Source organism: Paenibacillus sp. FSL H8-0457 (assembly GCF_038051935.1).
Taxonomy (GTDB): domain Bacteria; phylum Bacillota; class Bacilli; order Paenibacillales; family Paenibacillaceae; genus Paenibacillus_AQ; species Paenibacillus_AQ lautus_A.
The window spans coordinates 1,211,954-1,236,896 of sequence record NZ_CP150293.1; the positions used below are offsets into that span (position 1 = coordinate 1,211,954).

14 protein-coding genes and 1 pseudogene are annotated in these 24,943 nt (G+C 40.1%); 14 read left to right on the forward strand and 1 reads right to left on the reverse strand.

Translation table 11 applies throughout. The features are described from left to right. Nucleotides 1-632: 632 nt before the first annotated feature. A complete protein-coding gene (locus MHI43_RS05235) occupies nt 633-1,256 on the forward strand; it encodes a hypothetical protein (RefSeq protein WP_036661812.1) in 624 nt (207 codons plus the stop codon). Between the two features lie 704 nt (nt 1,257-1,960). Here the strand turns inward: MHI43_RS05235 and MHI43_RS05240 are convergent. Continuing rightward, the gene (locus MHI43_RS05240) at nt 1,961-2,374 is read right to left on the reverse strand and encodes a hypothetical protein (RefSeq protein ID WP_036661811.1); all 414 of its coding nucleotides are present in this window, start codon (nt 2,372-2,374) and stop codon (nt 1,961-1,963) included. A 600-nt stretch (nt 2,375-2,974) separates the two neighbouring features. On the opposite strand from MHI43_RS05240, the gene MHI43_RS05245 reads away from it, so the two are divergent. The 13 genes and pseudogenes from MHI43_RS05245 (at nt 2,975) to MHI43_RS05305 (ending at nt 24,769) form a co-directional block, all read left to right on the forward strand. Then, nucleotides 2,975-3,304, forward strand: coding sequence for a nucleoside triphosphate pyrophosphohydrolase (locus MHI43_RS05245; protein WP_036661809.1), 330 nt, complete (start codon nt 2,975-2,977; stop codon nt 3,302-3,304). Continuing rightward, nucleotides 3,285-5,732 carry a DEAD/DEAH box helicase family protein gene (locus tag MHI43_RS05250; protein WP_036661807.1) on the forward strand — a complete coding sequence of 816 codons (2,448 nt, stop codon included), beginning with the start codon at nt 3,285-3,287 and terminating at the stop codon, nt 5,730-5,732. The genes MHI43_RS05245 and MHI43_RS05250 overlap by 20 nt, the downstream gene beginning before the upstream one ends. 57 nt (nt 5,733-5,789) lie before the next feature. Then, nucleotides 5,790-8,942 carry a DEAD/DEAH box helicase gene (locus MHI43_RS05255; RefSeq protein ID WP_036661806.1) on the forward strand — a complete coding sequence of 1,051 codons (3,153 nt, stop codon included), beginning with the start codon at nt 5,790-5,792 and terminating at the stop codon, nt 8,940-8,942. Between the two features lie 10 nt (nt 8,943-8,952). Then, nucleotides 8,953-9,354, forward strand: coding sequence for an 8-oxo-dGTP diphosphatase MutT (mutT, locus tag MHI43_RS05260; protein WP_036661805.1), 402 nt, complete (start codon nt 8,953-8,955; stop codon nt 9,352-9,354). 404 nt (nt 9,355-9,758) lie between these two features. Beyond that, nucleotides 9,759-10,232, forward strand: a complete 474-nt coding sequence (locus MHI43_RS05265) for a hypothetical protein (protein WP_036661804.1) — start codon at nt 9,759-9,761, stop codon at nt 10,230-10,232. 146 nt (nt 10,233-10,378) lie between these two features. Continuing rightward, on the forward strand, nt 10,379-11,359 hold the full coding sequence (locus MHI43_RS05270) for a hypothetical protein (RefSeq protein ID WP_036661803.1): 981 nt from the start codon (nt 10,379-10,381) through the stop codon (nt 11,357-11,359). Nucleotides 11,360-11,770: 411 nt separating this feature from the next. Beyond that, complete coding sequence (locus MHI43_RS05275; protein WP_036661801.1) at nt 11,771-14,845, forward strand: metallophosphoesterase; 3,075 nt, start codon at nt 11,771-11,773, stop codon at nt 14,843-14,845. A 490-nt stretch (nt 14,846-15,335) separates the two neighbouring features. Then, a complete protein-coding gene (locus MHI43_RS05280; RefSeq protein WP_036661798.1) occupies nt 15,336-17,048 on the forward strand; it encodes a DUF262 domain-containing protein in 1,713 nt (570 codons plus the stop codon). 246 nt (nt 17,049-17,294) lie between these two features. Beyond that, complete coding sequence (locus tag MHI43_RS05285) at nt 17,295-17,870, forward strand: restriction endonuclease subunit S (RefSeq protein WP_036661796.1); 576 nt, start codon at nt 17,295-17,297, stop codon at nt 17,868-17,870. After that, entirely contained in the window at nt 17,867-21,076 is a 3,210-nt protein-coding gene (locus MHI43_RS05290; RefSeq protein WP_036661795.1) for an HsdR family type I site-specific deoxyribonuclease, read from the forward strand. Before MHI43_RS05285 ends, MHI43_RS05290 begins: the two co-directional genes overlap by 4 nt. 176 nt (nt 21,077-21,252) lie before the next feature. Next, nucleotides 21,253-22,503 (forward strand): restriction endonuclease subunit S, encoded by a 1,251-nt coding sequence (locus MHI43_RS05295; RefSeq protein ID WP_036661793.1) that lies wholly within the window; start codon nt 21,253-21,255, stop codon nt 22,501-22,503. A gap of 15 nt (nt 22,504-22,518) precedes the next feature. Next, nucleotides 22,519-23,134: pseudogene (locus MHI43_RS05300) on the forward strand (Fic family protein). A 36-nt stretch (nt 23,135-23,170) separates the two neighbouring features. Then, nucleotides 23,171-24,769: a type I restriction-modification system subunit M gene (locus tag MHI43_RS05305; RefSeq protein WP_036661791.1), complete on the forward strand. Its 1,599-nt coding sequence runs from the start codon at nt 23,171-23,173 to the stop codon at nt 24,767-24,769. Nucleotides 24,770-24,943: the final 174 nt, after the last annotated feature.

Sequence of the window (24,943 nt, forward strand, 5' to 3'; positions counted from 1 at the left end):
AACCTGGGTTGGAATTCGGGGTCTTTTTTGTTGGGGGTGTAGAACATATATTATGAACCAAGCTGTGCTTCCGTCGTATATCATGTTTCAGGGGGAAATAGTAGACTTTGTTCGAGCGACTCTTTGAAATGATATCGGTGGCGGTTTGGAATTGCAACCGGCCGAGCAGCTCCGCAAGGATCCGGAAGGGATACTAGGAAGGTAGCCACGCCAAGAGCCATCGCCGCTGGAACGGCAAGACTCTCGGACAAAAAGCTGTGGTCGAACCCCACGAACGCAAAGTAATGAACTAAACGGAACCCTCTGTCAGGCGACCTACCGTACACGATGGGTTTTCGCTTGCTTAACTTCCGCCTAATCCATCGATAAAGCTTCAAATGACGACGGTCGGCGTCCGGAGTATGACCATTCAGGATTTAATTCTGGAGACTCTAGAAACGGTGGGTATATACCTGCACTTCATACTGATTGGCCGTGATCATCCACGGACGCCCATCCACATATGACTCAAGGTTCGGTCTATAGGGTAAACGATACATTAATGGAATAATATTAAAGTATTTTCTTTTATTTGCTAATTCATTGTGTTATATTTGGATTGTAATTTAAAACTAAATTAGGAGGAAATGTTAATGAAAAGATTGACTGCTCTATTTCTCTCTATGTGCTTATTGGTTGTTTTTTCTGTTCCACTTGCTGCTGATAACAACGAAGAAATTACACCTCCTCAAAATGAAAGAGTTATTAGTGTCTTAGAGGAAAACAACATTGATTTCCAAATAGTAGATGGTGTGCTAAAATTAGTTGAGACATCACCTGAAGCTTTAGCCAAGGCTAATGAGTCGCTTGTTTCCGAATTTAGTATTGCTGCTTCATACCCGACTGCTTGGACACATATGGCACTATATGATATAAAATCAGATTCGAAATTCAGAGCAGCAAGTAGAACGGCTTTAGCGGCAGCCGTAGCTGAATGGGCGAAAAATAAATTCATACCAGATCCATGGAAAATTAGTGTTGCCGCTGCGGCTGGATTTGGAATCTATTATTTTGTGAATGCTGAACAAGAAACTTTATATTTTTACATTAAATACTCTTACAGAGAATTAGGCCCTGGATTCTTTGATCATAACGGCACTTTCATCGGAGATTATGAACTAAAAAAAGAAATAAGGGTTACAAAGAATTCTAACTATACTGGCGGTAGCCTTGAATTAGATATTCGAAAAAGCTCTGTCATCGAACCTTGGTACTGAAATGAGTTGATTTAACATTGGGATATTTTATTACTTTCATAATTAACTTTATACTAGCTTACTTTATTTACAATGAATCCAGCTATGTTAAGCCCTTGATACATTCTATTCTTATAACAATATTGATTTTTTTAGTGGATTTATTTAGGAGTATCAAAAAAAAGAAGAATAGCACACACAATAGGTAAACCGGGTGTCGCCGCTCACCTCCGCTGTCGGAGGATGGGCGGCAATTTCTTATGTACGGACTTACTTTGTATTATGTACACACTGGCGATGATTAAGGTGGGCAGTTTCCGTAACCTGGCATGTCTTCTGGCCATAAACTCCGGCGGCGGCCGATGTAACCGGTAGGGGCCCTAAAGCTGCAGCTGGTCCGAGTAGCTCCGCGAATCCGGATGAGGTACCAAGAGGAAGACTCCATGAAGAATGCGCCCGTCGAGCAGCCGAGGTCATATATCGGCTCCCTTTCATAAATGGAGAACTTTTCAAATTAATGAGCTGCCCGTTGAAGCGTGAAACAAACAAGTTTCATGAATACAAGTCCAACATTTCTCTGATCGTATTATGTATCTCTAGCCGAAAGTGTGCAGGTTCTAGCACCTCAATCAGTGTGCTCTGACTCAATAACCACATTTTGATCTCCTGCTCGAGGACAGATTCAAAGTAAAAAAAGCCGCTAATTAGCGGCTTCATTAACGTGTTTATCTTAATACGGGAGCTTTGTCCCAATCCAATTTAAATTCAGAACCAAACTTTCTTATAGATTCTATATCAGCCGTAAGCTTGAAGTCTTGATCAGCCTCCCTAAAAAACAAATTATATATTCCATTCGAATTGCTTTCTTCCCAACTTAATTCGTAAAGATGTTTTTCGAAAGACATAAATAATCCATCTAATTTAATTCCATGGAGTGTTTCTATAGGAAATTCCGAAGTTACTGCAATGTAATTTCTAATGGTTATATTTGTCCAACCAAAATCTAAGTCATAGATTAACCTATTAGAATTAAAGAACTTAAAGTTGATCTGGCAACCTTCGTCTTCACCTGGTATCCGGGATATGAAACTAAACTCTACCCGAGTCCCCTCGTCAAAGTTGTCGTTAAGTACTGCCATATCTTGATCTCCTTTATGTTAATTAACATTGGCATTCTGTGCCCCTGTTTGGATATCGTAATATTTCTCGCTTGCATTCATGCCTGATGATTTACCTACAAGTAAGTTATCACTCATTGTTGTAGTAATTCCATCGACAATGGCCTCTGCAATAGCATGGGCCTTGTAGCCACGTTCCTAGTCGTAGTGGAAACAACAACCGCTGTTCCTCTTTGAGCAAGTTGTGACATTATAAATCTGAGAATATGCCTCAATATTAGCCCTCTTAATGTATTGGGATTGAAAGTCGGCCGACTGAATCTCTTAATTGTAGTTTTATTACATAATTTATTTAATTAGGTTTTTTATCACAAATTAATTACTTGCATATTATTTGGTGGCTTGATCTTAACATGCTGCGACATATGCGTTTAAACCTTTCGGTACCGAATGATTGCTGTATAAGCTGGTTTACAAGTGCATGACTAATCCGACGTTGATGAGGATTGGACTAATATTCTGTTCTAGGTTCTATACTTCGTTTAACGCCAGCAAGCTTCTTCGAACTTTTGTTATGATACAATAGGATTACATAATTAACCATGTAAAGGATGAGAATCTATGCCAGTTTACAATAAGCTAGTTCGGGATCTGATTCCCCAAGGGATTGAAGCTACAGGCAAAGAATTTCGCACACGGATCTTGGATGAGGAAGAGTATAAGAAGGAATTGATCATAAAGCTTAAAGAAGAGTCGGAGGAATACTTTGCTGCTGAAAGTTCAAAGGAGTCATTGGAAGAGCTTGCAGATATGCTTGAGGTTATCCGGGCGTTGGCGGTCGTACATGGAGCAACATGGGAAGAGCTTGAAGCCTTGAGAGAGAAGAAGGCGGAAGCTCGGGGCGGATTCCAGGAACGGGTGTATCTAATTGATGTCGACGACAACGCTTAATGTCAAGCTGATTACGGAAAACTTAGCAGACGATTTAATCACCGGAATGCAGAATGCTTCCGGAATCTATATTATGACTTCCTTCGTCATGCAGTCAGGGGTGCGTTTATTGGCGCCACATTTAAAAGGTGCGATCGAACGGGGTGCTGAAGTAAAGGTTCTCGCTGGGGATTATTTATTCGTTACGCAGCCTGAAGGTTTGCAGGCATTACGTAATATCGATCCCCGGTTGGAGGCAAGATTATGGCGCAGTATGGGAACTTCCTTTCACCCTAAAGCCTATTTGTTTGACTACGAAAATGGTGAAGGGCTCCTTATCGTCGGTTCCTCTAACTTTTCCATGTCTGCCATGAGAATGGGGATGGAGTGGAACCTGGCTATGAATGCAAAGGCCGAGCCATATACGTTCCAAGTCGCGCTTGAAAAGTTTATGCAAAACTTTTATCACGATTCTACGCTGCCGCTCAATTACAACACCATTTCTCTGTATGAGGAAGAATATCGGACGTACCACCGTAAAAATCCAGAGTTTATTCGAATGATAACCGAGATGGAGGAGAATGAGTACCGAACCGAAGACGCTAGCGACCCTATTGAGGATAAGGCCTCTGAAGACGAACAAGTGTCTATTCATCCACGTTTTGCTCAGATTGATGCTCTTGATGCTCTAGAGAGAACGTTAGAAGAAGAATATGACAAAGCTATGGTCGTCATGGCTACCGGACTCGGAAAAACCTATCTAGCAGGCTTTTTTGCACAGCGTTTTCAACGCGTACTGTTCATTGCGCATCGAGAAGAAATTCTCCATCAAGCCAAACGGTCATTCCAGCGCATCATGCCGGACAAAACTTTCGGTATCTATAACGGTGTCAAAAAAGAAGGGAACGCGGATTGTGTGTTTGCTTCTATCTACACGCTCGGGATGAAGAAGCATCGTGAATCGTTCGCACCGGACGGATTTGATCTTATCGTGGTGGACGAATTCCATCATGCAGCTGCAAACTCATACCAATCGGTTATCCAGTATTTTAAGCCGAAGTTTTTACTTGGCATCACGGCAACACCAGACCGAATGGATGGGAAGGATGTGTATGCCCTTTGTGATGGCAACGTCGCCTACCAGATTCATTTCATTGAAGCCATCCGTCGTGGCTGGTTGTCCCCGTTCCATTACTATGGGGTCTATGACGATACAGATTATTCATCCATCCAGTGGCTAGGAACGCATTATGATGACGAGCAGTTGACTGCAGCACAGTTGAGAGAGTCGCTGGCTGACAAGATCTACGATGCCTGGAATGAGCATAAGCAAACACGGACGATTGGCTTTTGCTCATCGATCAAACAAGCGGATTTTTTGGCGGGCTATTTTCAAGACAAAGGGGTAGCTGCAGTCAGCCTTCATTCGGGAGCCATAGGAACCACGAGGGGAGAGGCAATAGACCGTCTAGATAGAGGCGATTTAGAAGTCATATTTACGGTAGATTTGTTCAATGAAGGAGTAGATATTCCTAGTGTGGATACCCTGCTTTTTGTCCGACCGACCGAATCCTTAACCGTATTTACACAGCAAGTTGGCCGGGGACTGCGGTTAACGGAGCAAAAGACGCACTGCACAATCATTGACCTCATCGGTAATTATCGTAATGCAGACGTGAAGCTTCGATTATTCGCAAATGACGGTGAAGGGAAGAAAACGGCAAAGGAACCGATCATCCCGACGGTGCCCGATGGATGCGAACTCCACTTGGAGACGTCTGTTATTAATCTGCTGGACGAATTAAGCCGTAAGAAACTACCACATCGCGAGCGTCTGCACCGTTCTTTCCTGGATCTCAAGAATGAGCTCGGTCGAATCCCTACATATTTGGAGCTTCACCTGCATGGGAGCTCGAACAGCTGGGAATATCGGAATGAATTCGGTTCTTATATTGGATTTCTCCTCTGGTCCGAATGCTTAACGAAGGAAGAAGAGGAGATTTATTATCAATATGAGGCTTGGATACGTGATGTCGAGAAGACCACTATGACCAAGAGTTATAAAATGATAGTTCTCCTTTATATGCTCGAGCGAGGGCCAGAACACTGGGCAGAATCGGTTATTCCTCAGGAAGTAGCGCCATTCTTTCACAGATACCTAACGGAAAAGGAATATCGGAGAAGAATCGATTTCTCCGATAAGGATTCGAAGCGACTCTGGGAATACAATGAGACCGGAGTTAGCCAGCTCATCGAGCGGATGCCAATGACAAAATGGGGATCGGCTAAAGGAAGCATGACCCGCTTCGAAGATGGGATGTATAGTCTAAGATTCGAACCTGCCCCTGAACATCGATCCATTTTGCACCGGTGGACAAAAGAAATCTGCCTATATAGGCTGCATCATCATTTTGAACGTAAAGAGCAGAAGCAGGAACCCCTTCAGTGATGAGGGGGTTTTCAAATATTAAATCGCTTGCTCAAACAATTAAGGAGTTGCTGCTATATGAAACAGGGCCTTTATGAGCAGATTATAAATAATCTTACTAGAAGACAGTTATTGACTTTGGATAGTTCCTTATACGAAATTGGGATTGAGCCATTAGATCCGGAGGAAGCGCGCAAGGTACTCTCTAATTACTTAGGCACCGTGATTCGTAGAGCTTTGAAAATCATTCGGGAAAGTAGCAATGATGATGAGGCTCTCCTTTTACAGGTACGTGCCTGTAATGAAATTATTGCCACTCTGCGTAACACTCTGGACAATGAAGAATTAAGGGAGTGGCAGCTTGATGAACAGGGTGAGGTTTTAACCTATGTCTATTCCAAACTAAATCATATTCGAGGCATCAGGGAGTCTGAGGTTCATCGTCCTACAACCCCCTTGTCTCAAAGCTCATTGTTTACGGGTTCCCATTCGGAACCTAATATGATGAGTGAGCTTAAAGCAGAGATTATTACTTCGGATCAGGTTGATCTGTTGGTATCTTTTATTAAATGGAGTGGGCTACGCTTCCTAATGGAGCAGTTAGAGGAGTTCACGGCAAATGGTGGCCGTTTACGGGTCATAACAACGACCTACATGGAAGCAACGGATTACAAGGCTGTGACAGAATTAAGTAAACTCCCGAACACAGAAATCAAAATCTCGTACGATACAGAGCGAACACGGTTACATGCGAAGGCATATCTGTTTAAAAGAGACACTGGATTTACTACAGCTTACGTCGGGTCTTCTAATCTTTCAAATCCTGCTCTTACGAGTGGCTTAGAATGGAACTTAAAGGTTACGGAGAAGGATTCTTATGACGTCCTACGGAAAATAGAGGCAACCTTTGAGAGTTATTGGAACGATCGTGAATTTAAAAGTTTTTCCTTTGCGGATCAGGAGCATCAATTGCTTCTCCAGCAGGCACTGGACAAAAAGAAAGAACATGAGCGAAATCAGTTAACCTTCCCATTTACCCTTACGCCTTACGATTACCAGAAGGAAATCCTTGAGAAGCTCGAGGCTCAGAGAGTGATATATGGAAGAACGAGAAATCTACTAGTAGCGGCTACGGGTGTAGGAAAAACGGTTGTTTCCGCTTTCGACTACAAACGGTTTGCCGACCGGAATCAAAAGGCGAGATTACTCTTCGTGGCCCATCGTGAGGAAATTCTCAAGCAAAGCCTGGACACCTTCCGGTTTATACTGAAAGACCTGAATTTTGGAGAACTTCACGTAGGGAGTAACCAGGCCGATTCGATTGATCATCTATTTATTAGTATTCAGAGCTTCAATACTTTAAAACTTACTGAAAAAACGACTCGGGATTTTTATGATTACATCATCGTTGATGAGTTTCATCATGCCGCGGCGCCCTCTTATCAAACGTTATTGGCATATTATCAGCCACAAATTTTATTAGGTTTGACAGCTACGCCTGAGCGAATGGATGGGAAAGATATTTTGCACCACTTTAATGATACAATTGCAGCAGAGATTCGCCTAACAGATGCAATTGATCGAAAACTGCTCTCTCCCTTTCATTACTTCGGTGTGACGGATAGTGTCGATTTGTCTCAGGTCAAGTGGTCAAGGCGAGGATACGATCTAAATGAGCTTGAAAATTTATACTCCCATAATAAAATTCGGGCAAGCCAAGTTATAAACAGTCTAAAGAAATATATAACCGATTTGGATGAAGTGAAGGGCCTCGGTTTTTGCGTGAGTGTTGCTCATGCACTTTACATGGCTAAAGTTTTCAATGAGTCGGGGATAGCCGCGATTGCCTTGCATGGAAAGTCAAGTAACGATGAGCGGAGCTCAGCAAAGAGAAGATTAGTGTCAGGGGAAATCAAAGTGATCTTCGTTGTAGACCTTTATAATGAAGGGGTAGATATACCGGAGATTAACACGGTTTTATTCCTTCGTCCCACAGAGAGCTTGACCGTATTCTTACAACAGCTTGGCCGTGGACTTCGTTTGGCAGAAGGAAAAGAATGTTTAACGGTTCTTGATTTTATTGGGCAAGCCCATAAAGAATATAATTTCCAGGAGAAGTTTAGGGCTTTGCTTGGTAAAACAAAGCATTCTATACAGCATTATGTCGAGAATGGTTTCTCGAGCCTGCCACGCGGAAGTTTTATTCAGCTTGAGAAGCAAGCTCAGGAATACATCCTGAGAAATATTAAGCAAGCCACAATCAATAAGAGAAGCCTTATCGAGAAGCTAAAACACTTTACAGAAGATACTGGATTAAGCCTGACACTAGATCATTTTACTCGATATCACGGAATGAGTCTTTACGAGTTTTACGGTGGACGTAACGGGAAACGGACATTCCGAGGATTGATGGCTGAGGCGGGTTTGATCGAATCATTCGAATTCGAGAATATGGAGTATCTGACAAAACGTATTCCAGCTTTATTAAGCATAAACTCCCGGAGACTTCTAAGTTTTTTAATCGACTATCTTGAGGATCCTGGGAAATCCGCACGTACAGAAGAAGAACGACTGATGTTAAATATGTTTTACTATACCTTCTACCGATCAGAACCGAAGAAACAAGGGTTCCAGGGCATTAACCAGGCTGTTCAGTCTATTGTTTCCTGTAAAGAGTTCAGGGATGAGATCATTGAGATATTAAAGCATAATTACGCACATATTAACTTTGTCGATAAAAAGAATGAGTTTCCTTTCGTATGTGCATTAGATTTACATTGCACATATTCGACGGACCAAATTTTGGCGGCTTTTGGTTTTTGGAATGAAGAGAAGGCACCAGCCTTTCGCGAGGGTGTTAAATATTTAGAGGATAAGAAAACGGATATTTTCTTTATTACGCTAAATAAATCCGACAAGGACTTTTCTCCTTCTACTTTGTATGAAGATTACGCCATAAATGAACGGCTGTTTCACTGGCAAACACAAAGTCGTATTTCGGAAGAAACGAATACGGCTAAGCGATATATCCATCATAGACAGACGGGGAACAGAATTGCATTATTTGTCCGTGAATACAAAGAGGAGAATAACTATACTTCGCCTTTTGTTTTCTTAGGGGAAGCCGAGTATGTGAGGCATGAAGGCAATAAACCAATGAGTATTGTGTGGAGGTTGAAAGAAGAGATGCCTCCGGAATTAGTACCGGCAGCAAATAAAGCTATTGGATAGGGGGGAGTCGATGCTCTCGGTAGCAGCGGCCATCATTGAAAATGAAGTCGGCCAAATCTTAATAGCCAGACGTAAGATGGGAAAGGCGCAAGAAGGCTTATGGGAATTCCCCGGTGGCAAAATCGAGCATAATGAATCGGTTGAAGATTGTTTAAAGAGAGAACTGCAAGAAGAAATGAATATTCAAATTCAACCGTATGAGTCGTATGGTGAACATGACCATTATTATGGATCGACACATATTCGCTTGTATGCCCATAAGGCTAAATTTGTAAGTGGAGTAATCATGTTAGTTGATCATGACGAGTATATGTGGGTATATCCAACAGAGCTTGGAGAGTATGAATTTGCTCCGGCTGATGTTAAATTCGTAGAGATGTTAATAGGATATTCAGCAGAGTCCATGGATTAATCCATGGGCTTTTTAATTTCAAGAAGCCGGGGATGGTCGTGCAGCTTATTAAAGATCCGGGCAATCCGTATGACGAGGAGGCAATTCATTCGGTGATTCCTCCGCTTGGAAAGATCGGTTACGTAGCGCATAGCACGCATTCGGTGCCGGAGTGATGGTCGGATCTATGATTCATTGAACACCAAGTTTACGGAGTGATCCGGTTTATTATGAAGGATTTGGCCATTGTTGAGCTTATGGAAGGAATAGCATCACTCGATATATTCCCCCAAACAGAACATCAATCTTTTCCCTGGAAGTGAGAAAAATTGGCGTATTTTGTTTTTTTGTTGCGGATTTAGGAAGGGGACAACGGAAAATTTGGCGAATGTAGGTATATAGAATTATAAGTGGGGGGGGTTGGCATGGACCTAATAGATCGATTGTATCAGAAAATAAAAGAAGATCCGCTGTCCTCTAAGATGCTGATTGTTGCATCCTATTCGCAAGGCCATCAATCGCTAGAGCAAATTGCGAACGTTTCGGCTCTGTTTTTAATGTGGAAGTTGAGACACTTCAGGGCATGTGTGCATGCCAATACGGCATTCGAGCTGTCGTGTCGAAAGATTCGTTTTCTTAAGGCCAAGCAAGTGTTCTGGGTGGTTCGACAGCTGATGCTGAATCAGGCCGAAGCAGACCCGTGTAGTTATATTACGCAAAAGTCAATGGTAAACGCTGGGGTGGTCCGTAAAGTTCATCAGTCGCTCGTTGAATTGCGAATAGCTGGGGTTCGGTCCGGAGAAATACATGAACGAGAAGAGGCTTGTATTTCCAACAATTGCTTGACCATTATGCAAAAGTTAATTGCAGGGATTGGGCGGTATGTAGTGCTGAGCTAACCCTTATATCAAGTTCATTTGCACGGTCGTAGATTACGGGTGACGCTTCGGCATGAAACGCAACATCTTTACTAAGCGTTGAACTTTAACAAAATACTAGTAGTGAAGAAGGCTTGATTTTTAAAATCAGGTACTGGAGGGTTTATATGTACTTCATTCAAGGTGCTAGGGCTGAGAAGATTGAATCTGTGACGTTTATGGAACTAGGTATGGTGGAGAGTGATTTGGAGGAAATCTTGAGGAACAGTGTCTTTATGTTATGCGATGAAGAAGAATCTATGCTCATCGTAGGGAGACAAGTTAAAAATGAAAAGAACGGCAGAAGCGACTTAACTGCTATCGACAACAATGGCAACATAGTATTGATTGAGATCAAAAGGGATCGTAGAGATATAGGGAATCGAAAGGAAGCCTTTGAATTCCAGGCTATTCGTTACGCTGCCAGTTATGCAACTATTAAGTCCACAGATGAGCTAGTTAAAAAGGTTTATGCCCCATATATTGAAAAGTATCCAAATGAATTCGAAACAAGCGAATTAACTTCATATGAAATTGGTATCAGAAAGTTAAATGAGTTTTTAGAAAGAAACGGAGCAGTGAATGCTTTTAATAATAGGCAACGGATCATATTAGTAGCCTCAGAGTTCGATGATCAAACACTTTCCGCAGTTGCCTGGTTGAATAGCAACAACGTAGATATCAGTTGTTTTAGATTAGTTCCCTATAAAATTAATGGTGACGTTTATATTAACGCAGAGAAGCTACTTCCTGTTGCGGATTATGATGACTACTATATTAATTTTTTGGAAAAGTCATTAACCCCCGTCTACAAAAGCAAGAAGGATGTTACCAGAAGAAACCTACCTAAGATCGATGCTATGCTCAGCTGGGGAGTAGTAAGAGAGGGAGATATTATCGTTGCTAAAGGGAAAGGGGACGAGGCAATCCTTTTGTCGAGTGGAAATGTCAAAGTAAACGGGAAGGAAGTATCCATGCAAACCTGGTTAAAGGAGATTTATGGGTGGTCAAGCGTTCAAACTTATGTCTTTGCTGTACATAAAGAAAGTGGTAAAACGTTGTCACAGATACGAGAGGAATATATGTTAGAGGCGGAAAATGAACATTAATAGAAGTAGGTTGGTTTATACTAAACTTATTAATGGTATGTCTAACATTGAAGAAGATTTTAGCCGTGTTAAGGCATAATCTGTTGCTGGCTGCAGCTCCCTGATGAATGGAAGCCGGAGAGGTCAAGGGCTCTTTTCAATTCGATCCTCTGTCGAAGTTCCGATTGGTGAAGTCGAGTAAACGCTAGCTGAAGGTCGTTATATTCTTGCAGTCAATCCAAGGAAACCTGATGATATCGGGAATGCTGTATAAACTGATAATTATTATCCATTCCGCATGCGCATAGATAATAAAGTACCTCGCTGGTCCAATCTTCCCTCATTGAGGGCTAGATAAATGATTTGCTATTCTACAAAGATTTACTTTCAATGTTTTTATTATCAATCCAAAATTATAGAGGTGGTCAGTGTATGATAGTAGGTTTGTTGCAACTAAGTGATATACATATAGAAGCTCAAAACAATAGTATTCTTAGTAAGCACGATAAAATTCCATGGGCTTTACAAGAGTATATATATCAGTTGGACCATCTTTTTATCATTATTACAGGTGACAGCGCATTTTCAGGAAGAGAGATAGAATATCTTCAAGTTATGCAAATGATAGATAACATAAAAAAAGATATACTTTCAATAAAAAGGATAGAGCTCTCTATTTTAATTATTCCCGGCAATCATGATTGTTTCTTACCAGAGCTACCTGTTCGAAGTATTCTTATAAAAAATATTCAATCAGGAATGAGTAGTATTACTAAGGATGAAATTAGTATTCTTACTGATCCACAAAAAGAATTTTTTGAATATCTTAAATGTTATGAGGAAACATCAGCTTTAATTTTTGATGAACTACTATTAAAAACATATTCCTTTGAATTAAACGGTAAAAAAATTGTATTTAACTGTTTTAATTCTTCATGGATATCAGAAAGGAAAGAGACACCAGGCACCTTGTACTTTCCGGTAGAGAGATATACAGAACATTTGTCTAAAGTTGAAGGAGATTTAATAATTTCTGCTATCCATCATCCGAACAATTGGTATATACCAGAGAATGGACGAGCACTTAGGAGTGTATTAGAGAAATATTCTGATCTTATTCTTACTGGCCATGAGCATGTTGCAACTGCAAAGAAAATTGAAAATTTTGATGGGGAGAGAGTGCAGTATATCGAAGGGGGGGTTCTGCAGGAAACTGGTGTAGAACATATAAGTAATTTTAATTTTATTTTGTTCGATTTAGAAGAAGAATTGCAAAAGATTACCCGATTTACTTGGAACGAGGATTACTACTCTAATAGTTACGCCTCTGGCTGGATGAATTATTACCATGCCAATTCAGCCCGTAGTACTCATTTCATATTGTCAGATAATTATCAAGCAAAATTAGATGACCCAGAAATTAATCTTAAGCATCCTCGGAAAGCCAAAGTAATACTAGGTGATATTTACATATACCCGGACGCTAAAATAGTTATATCTGATGAGAAAACAAGTAAATTTGAGCAAATTATAAATCTAGAAAAAATAACATTAGATTGTAAACTTAATGTGATTGTTTTTGGTTCAGAGAGGTCAGGTAAAACATCTTTATGCAAAATGATATATTCCCATTTTTATAACAAGGGATATGTTCCGGTCTATATAAATGCGGTCGATATTAAAGCTAGATCTCTTGAGGACTTTAATAAAACAGTATATAAAAATTTCTCAATACAATACTCAAAAGAAATGATTGAACGATATAAGCAATTAGACCATAAAAAGAAAATTCTTATCATTGATGATATGGAGAAATTCAAACAGCCAAGTGAAGTTATGTCAAGGCTTTTAAAGCAAATTAAAGAAGTATATCCGAATCTCATCATAACTGGCAGCGAAATGTTGAAATTTTCAAATATAATTGAAATTAGCGAAGAAAAGAATGAAGTTTTTGAGCAATTTGAAAAGTATGAAATTCTCCAGTTTGGTCATTATCAAAGGTCCAAATTGATTGATAAGTGGAATAATATCGGTAATAGTGCCCTCTCTGAAGTTGATTTGCTGGAAAAAAACGATAGGATTACTGCTGACATAAATACTGTAATAGGTAATAATTTTGTCCCGTCGTTTCCTTTCTTTTTATTGATTATTATACAAACAGCAGAAAGTGATATCCCACATTCATATAAGGACTCTGCATATGGTTATTATTATGAACTTCTTATAACACAATCTTTTATTAATATTGACATTCAACCTAAAGAACTTGACGCATATTATACCTATATTTCAGAATTAGCATATTACGTTTATAAAAACGAAGTCTACGAAATTTCAGACACTGAGTTATGGAGATTTAACAATTACCTATGCCAGAAATATGATCTAGATCATGAGTATGAAAGAACCGTAACAAGGCTTGTTGACTCATCTATACTTGAAAAGTTAGGTGATTATTATCGTTTCAAACTCAATTATATTTATTATTATTTTGTAGCAAAATATCTCTCTTCTAGAATTACTAACCCTGATATAAGGGCAATAATTAAGGACATGTGTCTACATCTTCATATTGAAGAAAATGCCAATATTATCATGTTTTTGACTCATCTATCAAAAGATCCATATATCCTTGATAGTTTATATGAAAAGGCACTGGAAATATTTGATGAGTTCACGCCTACAAAATTAGAAGACGATATTGGTTCACTAAACACATTGGTTAGTGAAATCCCTAAACTTGTTTATCGTAACATTGAAGTGAAGAAGCATCGTGAAGAGAGGCTAATTGCAAAGGATGAGGCGGACCTAGGCAGACGTGAATCAGCAATTACTAGTCATTATCCCCGCAGAAAAAATAAAGATTCAGTAATGGATGTTGTAACTAAACTGAATGTAGCTTTTAAAACAATCGAATTGTTAGGACAGATTTTGAAAAATTATTATGGTTCAATCGAAGCGGAGCAAAAGTATATTCTTACTGAAGAAGTTTATATGATTGGGTTAAGAACACTTAATTCATTTTTATCACTAATTACCGATAATGTAGAAAATGTAGCGATTAATTTACAGAAAATAATTGAAAAACAAGAAACTAATGAAAGTCACCATGACTCGAAATTAGCTGGTAAATTACTTTTCAATATTTGCTGTGTCCTCTCATATCAGATATTCATCAAAATAGCAGAGTCAGTTGGTTCAAAAAATATGAGAAATACCTTCAGTCAGATTACAGAAAATAATAAATTCACATCAATTAGATTAATTGAAATTGCTATAAAACTTGATCAATTACGTTCTCTACCCTATCCAGATATAAAATTACTGAAGGAAGATGTAGAAAAAAACGTAATGGCTCTAAGTATTTTGAAATTGTTAGTAATTAATCATCTCTATATGTATGATACCAATCGAATAGATAAACAGAGAATATGCGATTTACTAGGTATACCAATAGATAAACAGATTACTATAGACTTGACTTCTAGTCGAAAAAAAGACAGATGAATAGTCTGTCTTTTGTATACTAAAATGCTTATTCCTTAGTGTAATAAAAGGAATAATTAAAAGCTTAGAAAGTGGTTTTGAATGGCGAAGTATCAAATATTTGTGGATGGAGGATTCTCGGCGCAATACATCTAAGGCTGATGTCATCGACGAAGAATATTGACCGAACGGAACAAGGAAGTTTGCTAAGGCCAAGAAGATCTGTGCTTATTGTTATTGCAGACAAAGACGAGAGAAAAACTTAGATGTCTTGAAGAGTCTAATTGGTTTTGGAGTAGGTTGCATATAATCGAGTAGGGCCGTAGCTGCTTTAAAGTTTACGGCCTTGTATGGGGGCCAGTACTGTAGAGAAGTTGTTCAAGCAATTGAAAGAGAAGCAAAAAGAAAATAGAAATATTTGAAGAAGTTATGACAAACTTCGAATCGTGTGTGATTTGTAAGCACGAGATACATACAAGTAAGCAGATATGTTAAACGGGGGGATTTTGCAATGGATGCAGGAAAACGTACAATCAACGAAATTTTCAACGGAAGCCGAATACTTGAGATTCCGTTCTTTCAACGTGCCTATGTATGGGGGGAAACCCAGTGGGAACGTCTGCTCGAAGACGTTGAGAACGTAAGCCGGACACGAACACCGTACTTTATGGGGTCGGTGATATTGAAGCAACAACTTACAGACACATCAAGCACAGTTGGGGATGTTCGTACTGTAATCGACGGTCAGCAGAGGCTCACAACGTTGAGTATTCTGCTTAAAGTGCTGTGCCTTAAGAACAACAGCTTAAAGAAGTTCGACAAACGTTTTCGACTTGATGATGAAAGCAATGTCCTAAAACACAATCACAACGATATTGAGGCGTATAACACGATTATGGATTTGAATAGTATTCAGACAACTAACCGTAAAGACAACATCTCCCTTGCGTATCAATACTTTGCGGACAACCTAGACCCGAGCAAGATAGATTTCGATATAGTATGCCATGCTATTTTGTTTGTCGGCATTGATCTTGCTTCTGATGAAGATGAGCAGCAGATTTTTGATACTATCAACTCGCTCGGGGTTCGTCTGACTACAGCTGAACTATTGAAGAATTACTTCTTTGGCCGAAACGATATTGCGGAATACGAGAAGTATTGGCTTAATGTTTTTGAGAAAGACGATGAAACTAAGGAATATTGGGATAGAGAGGTTACAACCGGTAGGCTGAAGAGGACATTTACCGATCTGTTTTTCTTCTCATTTCTCCAAATAAAAATACAAGACCCCACGTTTAAAGTTAATACTGATGACAAATTGGCGTTCTCGAAAGTAGATAAACTGTTCGATTCCTATAAACGTTTCATTAAGGAATACTGCGGAGGTGACAAGCTTTCTGTTCTTGAGGAAATCCGTGAATATGCCGCTGTCTTCAAAAAAGCGATTAACGCAGATATTATTGATAATGAACTATCATCAGCAGCGGGAATCGAACGTCTCAATGCAATTATCTTCGCTTTGGACACCGCCACTCTAATTCCTTATGTTTTGTTCGTTGAACGTAACGTGCCTAATATAACAGTGCGGAACGATCTGTATAGTTACCTAGAATCATATATAATGCGACGACTAGTAACGAGGGAGACTACGAAAAATTATAACCAGCTATTCTCTGATCGCTTAATACTGAATCGCGTATTCTCAAAAGATGAGTTTATTAGCTACCTTAGTAGTCAGGATGACAAAATTAACCGTATGCCTACCGACGATAATATCAAGACGGCCTTCAACGAGTCGTTGTTGACGAACAAGTATGCGGCAGGAGTTCTTTACTTAATAGAATCTAAAATCCGTGATCGCCGCCGCCACTCCACACAGTTGCTCGGCATCAGCAAATATAGCCTTGAGCATATAATGCCTAAGAAATGGCGTAATAACTGGTTTTTTACAGGGGATAAAGCGGCCGCAGACTTCCGTGACAGAAAATTACTCACGCTTGGGAATCTTACGATTATCACTCAAGCATTGAACGCCTCCATCCGTGACTCTGACTGGGCGACAAAGAAAAACGGTAAGGGTGATAAAGGCGGACTAAGAAAATACGCGGAAGGAATCGAAACATTCTCAACCTATCTTAACGAAGATGCTTGGGATGAAAATGCAATTCAGGATCGAGCAACTTACCTAGCGAATAAAGCACTTGAAACTTGGGGCATCTAGATTCAGCTTAGGCATGGGTAGGGAAAGGGAGATCAGTCCTAGCGAAGGTTGTATGTCGTTTTAGTCAAAATAAAGTTGTTTGCTCTTTACTGGGCAGACAACTTTTTTGGTTAGAATTGAGCACAACCTCCCATACGTAAAATGTAATTTGTAAAAATTAAAAAAAATAAATATTGCCATTTCAATATCAATCAGATAGAATGGAAACATCAAGAAAAAATTAATTTAAGAAAGGCACGAATTCATATGAATAAATTAAAGGATATGGTAGAGTTTGTAAGTGGTTCGCCACAATTTAGAATTATAGAAACATCTGATATTTCGGCTCCACAGTATACCTATTATGGACAATCCGATCTTGAAGCAGATTTGGTTGATATGGATTCTAATGGTAGTGACGGCAAACAAGTGCGAACTTTTGATAAGGTCAATACACTATGTCATGGTGATGTTGTTTTCAGTCTGATATCGGGAAAGTCAGCTATCGTTGGTGTGAAGCATCGGGGGTATCTCTACACACAAAACTACGTCAAGTTAGTGGCTAGTAACAAGGTTGATTCAAAATATCTTGCCTACTTGCTTAATGAAGATCCATTCATCAAGAAACAGTTTCAAATGGGATTGCAAGGTTCTCAAGTTCTAAAATATACGCTGAAACAAGTGAAAGAACTTGAGTTACCCGACTTGCCACCAATAGACAAACAGCGGATGATCGGTGATATTTATTTCTACCAACTGAGACTAGAAGCGTTAAAAAAAAGAGCGGCAAATTTGGAAATTTACATATTATTAGAAAAGCTTAGGGAGGCAATCCATAAATGACAGAGAATCAATTTGAAACGGAGTTAATTCAATACCTTACAAGTGGCACCATTACGAAACAAGAACATCTTGAAGGAATAGGCAACCTTGTTGCCAAAGAATCAAATGTTGATTACATAGTAAAAACTAAACTATGGAAATATGAACCACATATTAAAACGACAGAACAGCTCTGGGATAATTTCAAGGCTATCCTGGAACAACACAATCAGAACACGCTTGAACATCCTCTAAGTGTTGTGGAATTCAATCAAGTGAAGAAGATCATCTCGGATATTAAGACCCCTTATGAAGCAGGGCAGTTCTTGTATGGTTTAAATGGGGTGTCGCAAATCGAGATAGATTTAGACGATGGCCGTCATGTATTCCTTACTGTTTTTGATCAAAAACAAATAGGAGCGGGAGATACCGTTTATCAAGTGGTCAATCAAATTGAACGTCCAGCAGTGATCACAGGGAAACTCAATCGCCGGTTTGACACGACGCTTCTAATTAACGGTCTGCCAATCATTCAGATTGAGGAAAAGAGTGACACGCGTGATGTCAATGAAGCTCTCAATCAAATGAAACAATATGCGGATGAAAATCAGTACCGTGACATTTTCTCGACATTGCAAATTCTGGTGGCCATCACACCAAACAATGTGAAGTACATGGCAAATACCACCCCAGATAAATTTAATAAGGACTTCGCGTTTAACTGGCAGCGCAAGAGTGACAATACCATCGTACGCAGTTGGAAGGAATTTGCGGATTCCATGCTTTCGATTCCCATGGCGCATCAAATGGCTACCAACTACATGATATTGGACGGAACAAAGAACAAACAAACCTTGAAAGTAATGCGTCCTTATCAGGTGTACGCGACACAAAATGTGATCGAGAGATTAAAACGTGCTGATTTTGAATTCGGGATAAATAAAATCGGCTATATATGGCATACAACCGGATCAGGTAAGACGATTACAAGTTTCAAGACGGCCTGGCTTGCAAGCCGTATGCCGAAAGTAGATAAGGTTGTCTTTGTGGTGGATCGAATTGCCTTAACCAAGCAAACGAATGAGAATTATAGAGCCTATGACCCGGATGCGTCAGAAGAAACATTTGGCAGTGTTCAAGACACCAATAACACAACCGATTTGAGTCGTAAGTTGAAAAGTAAAGACAACGGCATCATTGTGACGTCCGTTCAAAAACTGGATACGTTAGTGAAACGTAAATCTTTTCAAGCTCCAGACAAGAATATCGTGTTTATCGTGGATGAAGCACATCGTTCTACAGGCGGCGACTCCTTCAAAAATATCCAGAATGCCTTTAAGAGATCGGCCTGGGTTGGTTATTCCGGAACGCCAATGTTTGATGAGACAACGACCGGGCTTCGAACAGAAGATATTTTTGGCCCGTTATTACACGCATATACCATTCGTGAGGCGATTGCGGACCGGAATGTTTTAGGCTTCAAGGTTGATTTTGAAACAACGATTGACGAAAAACAGATGAAGGAAGTATATCTTCCTGCGTTTTACCGTGAACGTTATCCAAAATGGACGGATGAGCAAATTCAACAGAAAATCAACCATCTCTCCCAGGAAGATATGGATGATGCCGTTGAACCCAGCTTCTACGATGAGAATCCGGATCATGTCAAACTGGTCGTGGAGGATATTTTCAAACATTGGCGCAACCGTTCTAATGAAGGTAAATATAATGCTTTGTTTACGACGCACGTGGGCGGTGGGAAAGCAAGCACGCCCATGGCGATGATGTATTTTAAGGAGTTTCAACGTGTTAATGAAGAAAATAAAAAGAACGGCGGACAGACTCTAAAAGTTGCCGTGACGTTCAGTCAAAATTCATCGAATAATGATAGCATGCTTGCTACAAATCAAGGTTTGTATGAGGCCATCCAAGCTTATAATGCTGAATTTGGTACAGCTTTCGGGATGGATGATGTTTCTGGCTATACGCAAGATGTGACTTCACGTTTAAATAAATCTGCCACAGATGGTAAATTCCTCGATTTGGTGATCGTGGTAGATCAATTATTAACAGGATTTGATGCGCCTGAGCTGAACACGCTTTATGTGGATCGAACCTTAAAAGGTGCCGGGTTAATCCAGGCTTATTCACGAACGAACCGGATTGCGGATATGCAAGAGAAACCTTGGGGGCGTGTAGTCAATTACCGCTGGCCGGCGCACAACGAGAAGTTGATGAACAAGGCGCTCGCGGTATATGCCAATAAAAATTCAGCTATTTTGTCTGATGACGAACAACGCGATTCTAATGAAAAAGACGGGATCATTGCCAAACCGTTTGAAGATGTGTTTAACGAAGTGAAGCAAATTGTTGAAAAATTAAGCAGCATGACGATGGAGTTTCAACAGCTACCGCCTTCTGAGAAACACAAGGATGATATGCTTGATTTGCTTCGTGAATACAACAGAGGCATGGCCAAATTAAAGCAATATGATCCTGAAGAAGTGGATGGCGAAAAAGTTGGATTTAACTATGACGATCCAGATGAGTTGCTAGAGAAGTTAGGGATGACTTCCGAGCAAGAAGTGATGTTGACCACCGTCTTAATCAATGAACTTAAGTCTCATATTGCTAAAGAGAAGAAGATTCCTCTTTATCAAATCGAACTGCGGATGACTCACGTGAAGGATGTTAAAGTGGACTATGATTATCTTACGGAACTCGTAGAACAATTACTGAATCAGGTTCACGAAGGTAAGAAGGAAGAAGCTAATGAAACGCAGGAGAAAATCAACCAATTTGCGAATAGCTTGGATGATCGCAGTTATGCTACCAAAATTATGAATGCAGCTGATGCTATTATCAAAGGTCACTTCCCACCTGCAGGCTCTGACTTCAAGTATCCTGTAAAGCTAACTGACAGTGAACAGATCATCCAGCAAGCGAACAATGTTAGCCTGGAGCGATTGTTCCTTGACTTCCGTGTGAAGTGGGGAATCACCGAGATTATCACAAGTGCCGGGATGCGTGAATTGTTCAGTCGCCATCGTTACGGTGAGAAAGATTTGGATGATACCGGTCAAATCCGTGACATCATCGCTCAAGCAAGTTCTAATTACACGACACTTGCGCTTGACAAAGGAGTTCAATCTTTGCCTAAAATGAAATATCGAAACGGTTTACGTGATGCAATTTACAAACTGGCGGATGAATTGGCTGAGAGGTAATCGGAGCGAAATCGATTAGTGAAAGAATGACATCAATAGATTATAGTGGAATTATGATTGTTTCTAAGTTTGGGAAATAACATTCAACCATGAAAAAGTGGTTAGTGCAGAATAGCACATACCACAGAGAATACAGGAAAAAGGTTTTAAATTAAGGATATTCAAGGAGAGCAAAAATGAGCGGAGATAAAGTTAATGTACCCAAAATAAGGTTCCCGGAGTTCACGGATGCTTGGGGACAGCATAAGTTGGGGGAATTATACACAGAGAGGAAAGAACGAGGACACGATTCATTACCTATCCTTTCTGTTTCCATACACAATGGCGTTTCAAACGAAGAATTAGACAGTGATACTTTAGGGAAAAATGTGCGCAGAAGCGAAGATAAGTCTCTATATAAACATGTATATTTCGGTGATCTTGTTTTTAACATGATGCGTGCGTGGCAAGGGGCGATCGGAGTCGTAAAGTCAGAAGGGATGGTAAGCCCTGCATATATTACTGCTATTCCTAGTTCACAACTTTACCCTTCATTTATGGATTACTGTTTACGACGAGATGAGGCGATTAATCAGATAGACAATCTCTCTTACGGAGTTACTGACTTCAGAAAAAGACTATATTGGGATTCGTTTATTAACGTTTTATGTCGCATACCTTCAGTGCCTGAGCAGGAGATGATTACGGCCTTTTTCACCAACCTCGACCACCTCATCACCCTTCATCAGCGTAAGCTAAATAACGTGAAAAACATGAAGGCTGGATTGCTTAAAAAAATGTTTCCGAAAGAAGGCGAAGATTTTCCTGAAGTTCGCTTCCCTGGATTTACTGACGCTTGGGAACAGCGTAAGTTAGTTGATAATGTAGAAGAAGTGTTAGATTATCGCGGAAAAAGCCCTACTAAATTTGGAATGGAATGGGGTAACGAAGGATATTTAGTTCTCTCTGCATTGAATATTAAAGATGGTTATATTGATAAGTCTGTTGAAGCTAAATATGGTGACCAAGAACTTTTTGAGAAATGGATGGGAGAACGTAGGTTAGATAAAGGTGACGTACTTTTTACTACTGAAGCACCACTTGGAAACGTTGCACAAGTACCAGATGATGAGGGATATATCCTTAATCAACGTGCAGTTGCATTTAAGACTAACAGTAGAAAAACAAACAATGATTTCTTTGCTCAACTATTGAGAAGTCCTCTTGTTCAAAATAGTTTAAATTCAAATGCCTCAGGTGGAACTGCAAAGGGAATCGGTATGAAAGAGTTTGCTAAATTAACTGCCTATGTCCCAACTCATGTTGAAGAACAAACTATAATAGGAACTTTTTTTAAGCATCTCGACCGCCTCATCACCCTTCATCAGCGTAAGCTGGAACACCTGCAGCAACAGAAGAAGTCATTACTTCAACAAATGTTTGTTTGATAGGAGGATTAAGTCATGGCTTTAGAAAACAAGCTAGGGATTAACGATTCTTCGGAACTTGCTCGTGTGGAGGAAAAAGTCAGCAAGCAAAAAGCGCTTGAAATGTTTGAAACGGGTTTGTTAGATACATTTAAGGTCGGAACATTTAAGTCTTTATCCGAAATTCACAAGCATCTGTTCGAAGACATTTATGACTTCGCCGGAAAAGTGCGTGATGTGAATATCACAAAGGGTGGGTTTTCGATTCGTACCCGTTATGTACCTTGAAGCTGCACTTGATAATATCGCAAAAATGCTGCAATCCACCTTTGACGAAATCATAGAAAAATATATTGAGATGAATGTGGCTCACCCCTTCAGAGAAGGTAATGGAAGAAGCATGCGGATATGGCTTGATACGATATTAAAAAAGGAACTGAGGCAAGTTGTCGATTGGAGTAAGGTCGAAAAAGAAGATTATATGCTTGCCATGGAAAGAAGTGTTAAGGACGTTGAAATCAAGCTGCTTCTTAAAGCAGCGCTTACAGATAAGATTAATGACCGTGAAGTTTATATGAAGGGCATCGACGCAAGCTATCTTTATGAGGGGTACAACGTATATAAAACGGAAAACCTCAAAAACGAGCAGTAAATGCGGCGATTGTATATCTAGGAGGACAACAACATTATGAGCAATAAACTACAAACCATTACAACAAAACTGTGGGCGATGGCAAACGAGCTTCGTGGAAGCATGGATGCTGCAGAATACAAGAATTACATTTTAGCCTTTATGTTCTATCGTTATCTGTCCGAGCATCAGGAACGATATTTAGTTGAAAATAATATTCTTGATGTTGCCGAAGGCGAATCGATCAACCAGGCCTATTTAGAGCAAGCGAAGGGCGACGATTTGAAGGACTACCTGGAGGATATCTCCTCAAGTTTGGGTTATGCCATTGCACCGCTTGATACATGGGCATCCTTAGTTGACAAAATTAATAACAGTATGGTGATCCCAAGTGATTATCAAACGATGTTTGACAACTTCAATAAGAACGCCGAATTAAACAAAGAAGCCGTGAATGATTTTCGTGGTGTGTTTAACGACATCAACCTTGGAGACTCTCGTCTTGGTTCTTCTACAAATGAACGTGCGAAATCACTGAACCGGATCGTAAAGCTGGTTGATGGTATTGATTACAAAGGTGAAGATGGCCAAGATATTCTTGGCGCGATCTATGAATATCTGATTGGTCAATTTGCAGCAAGTGCAGGTAAAAAAGGTGGAGAGTTCTACACACCTCATGAAGTTTCTAAAATTCTGGCTAGAATCGTCACGGATGGTGTGGAAGAATCGGACAAGACTTTTGCAGTGTATGACCCGACTTGTGGATCTGGATCCTTGCTGTTAACCGTTCAAGGGGAGCTGCCTGGTGGAGATAAGCCAGGGGCGATTAAATTCTTTGGTCAAGAAAAGAATACGACAACCTACAACTTGGCTCGCATGAACCTGATGATGCATGGCGTTTCATTTAACAACATGACGCTGTCTAATGCGGACACGCTTGAAGGCGATTGGCCTGACGGACCGGATGAAAAGGGAATCGACCGCCCGCGCTCTTTTGACGCTGTGGTTGCGAATCCCCCTTATTCTGCGCATTGGGACAATAGCGAAACAAAATTGAAAGACCCGCGTTTTAGTGAATACGGTAAACTCGCTCCTAAAACCAAGGCGGATTATGCTTTCATTTTACACAGCTTGTATCATCTAAATGATACGGGAACCATGGCGATTGTATTACCGCACGGTGTCTTGTTCCGTGGTGCAGCAGAAGGCGTGATTCGCCAAACCATTATTGAGAAGAACTACCTTGATACCGTTATAGGGTTGCCTGCCAACTTGTTTTACGGCGTAAGTATCCCGACTACGATTCTGGTATTCAAGAAAAATCGTAAAACAAAAGACATCTTGTTTATCGATGCAAGCAAAGAATTTGAAAAAGGCAAGAATCAGAATAAACTTACGGATAACAACATCAATAAAATCATTGAAACTTACCGGAATCGTGTAGATGTTGATAAATACGCTCATGTGGCATCGCTTGAGGAAATCAAAGAAAATGAGTTCAACTTAAATATACCTCGCTACGTAGATACGTCTGCCGAAGAGCAAACCATCGATCTTGATGAAGTGATTAAGCAATTAGAGCAAGACAAACAAGAAATTGCTGATCTTGAGGCTAAGATCAATGAACAGTTGAGAATCTTGGGTGTTAATGTGTAAGAGTTGACGAAAAAGGGTCAAGGATATTAGGTTGGAGGAAATATAGAGAGGAAAGAACGATGATACGATTCGTTACAGCTCCTCTCCATTTCTATCCATCATGGTGTTTCCAACGAATTAGACAGTGATACTTTAGGGAAAAAAGTCGCAGAGGCGAGGATGAGTCTCTATATA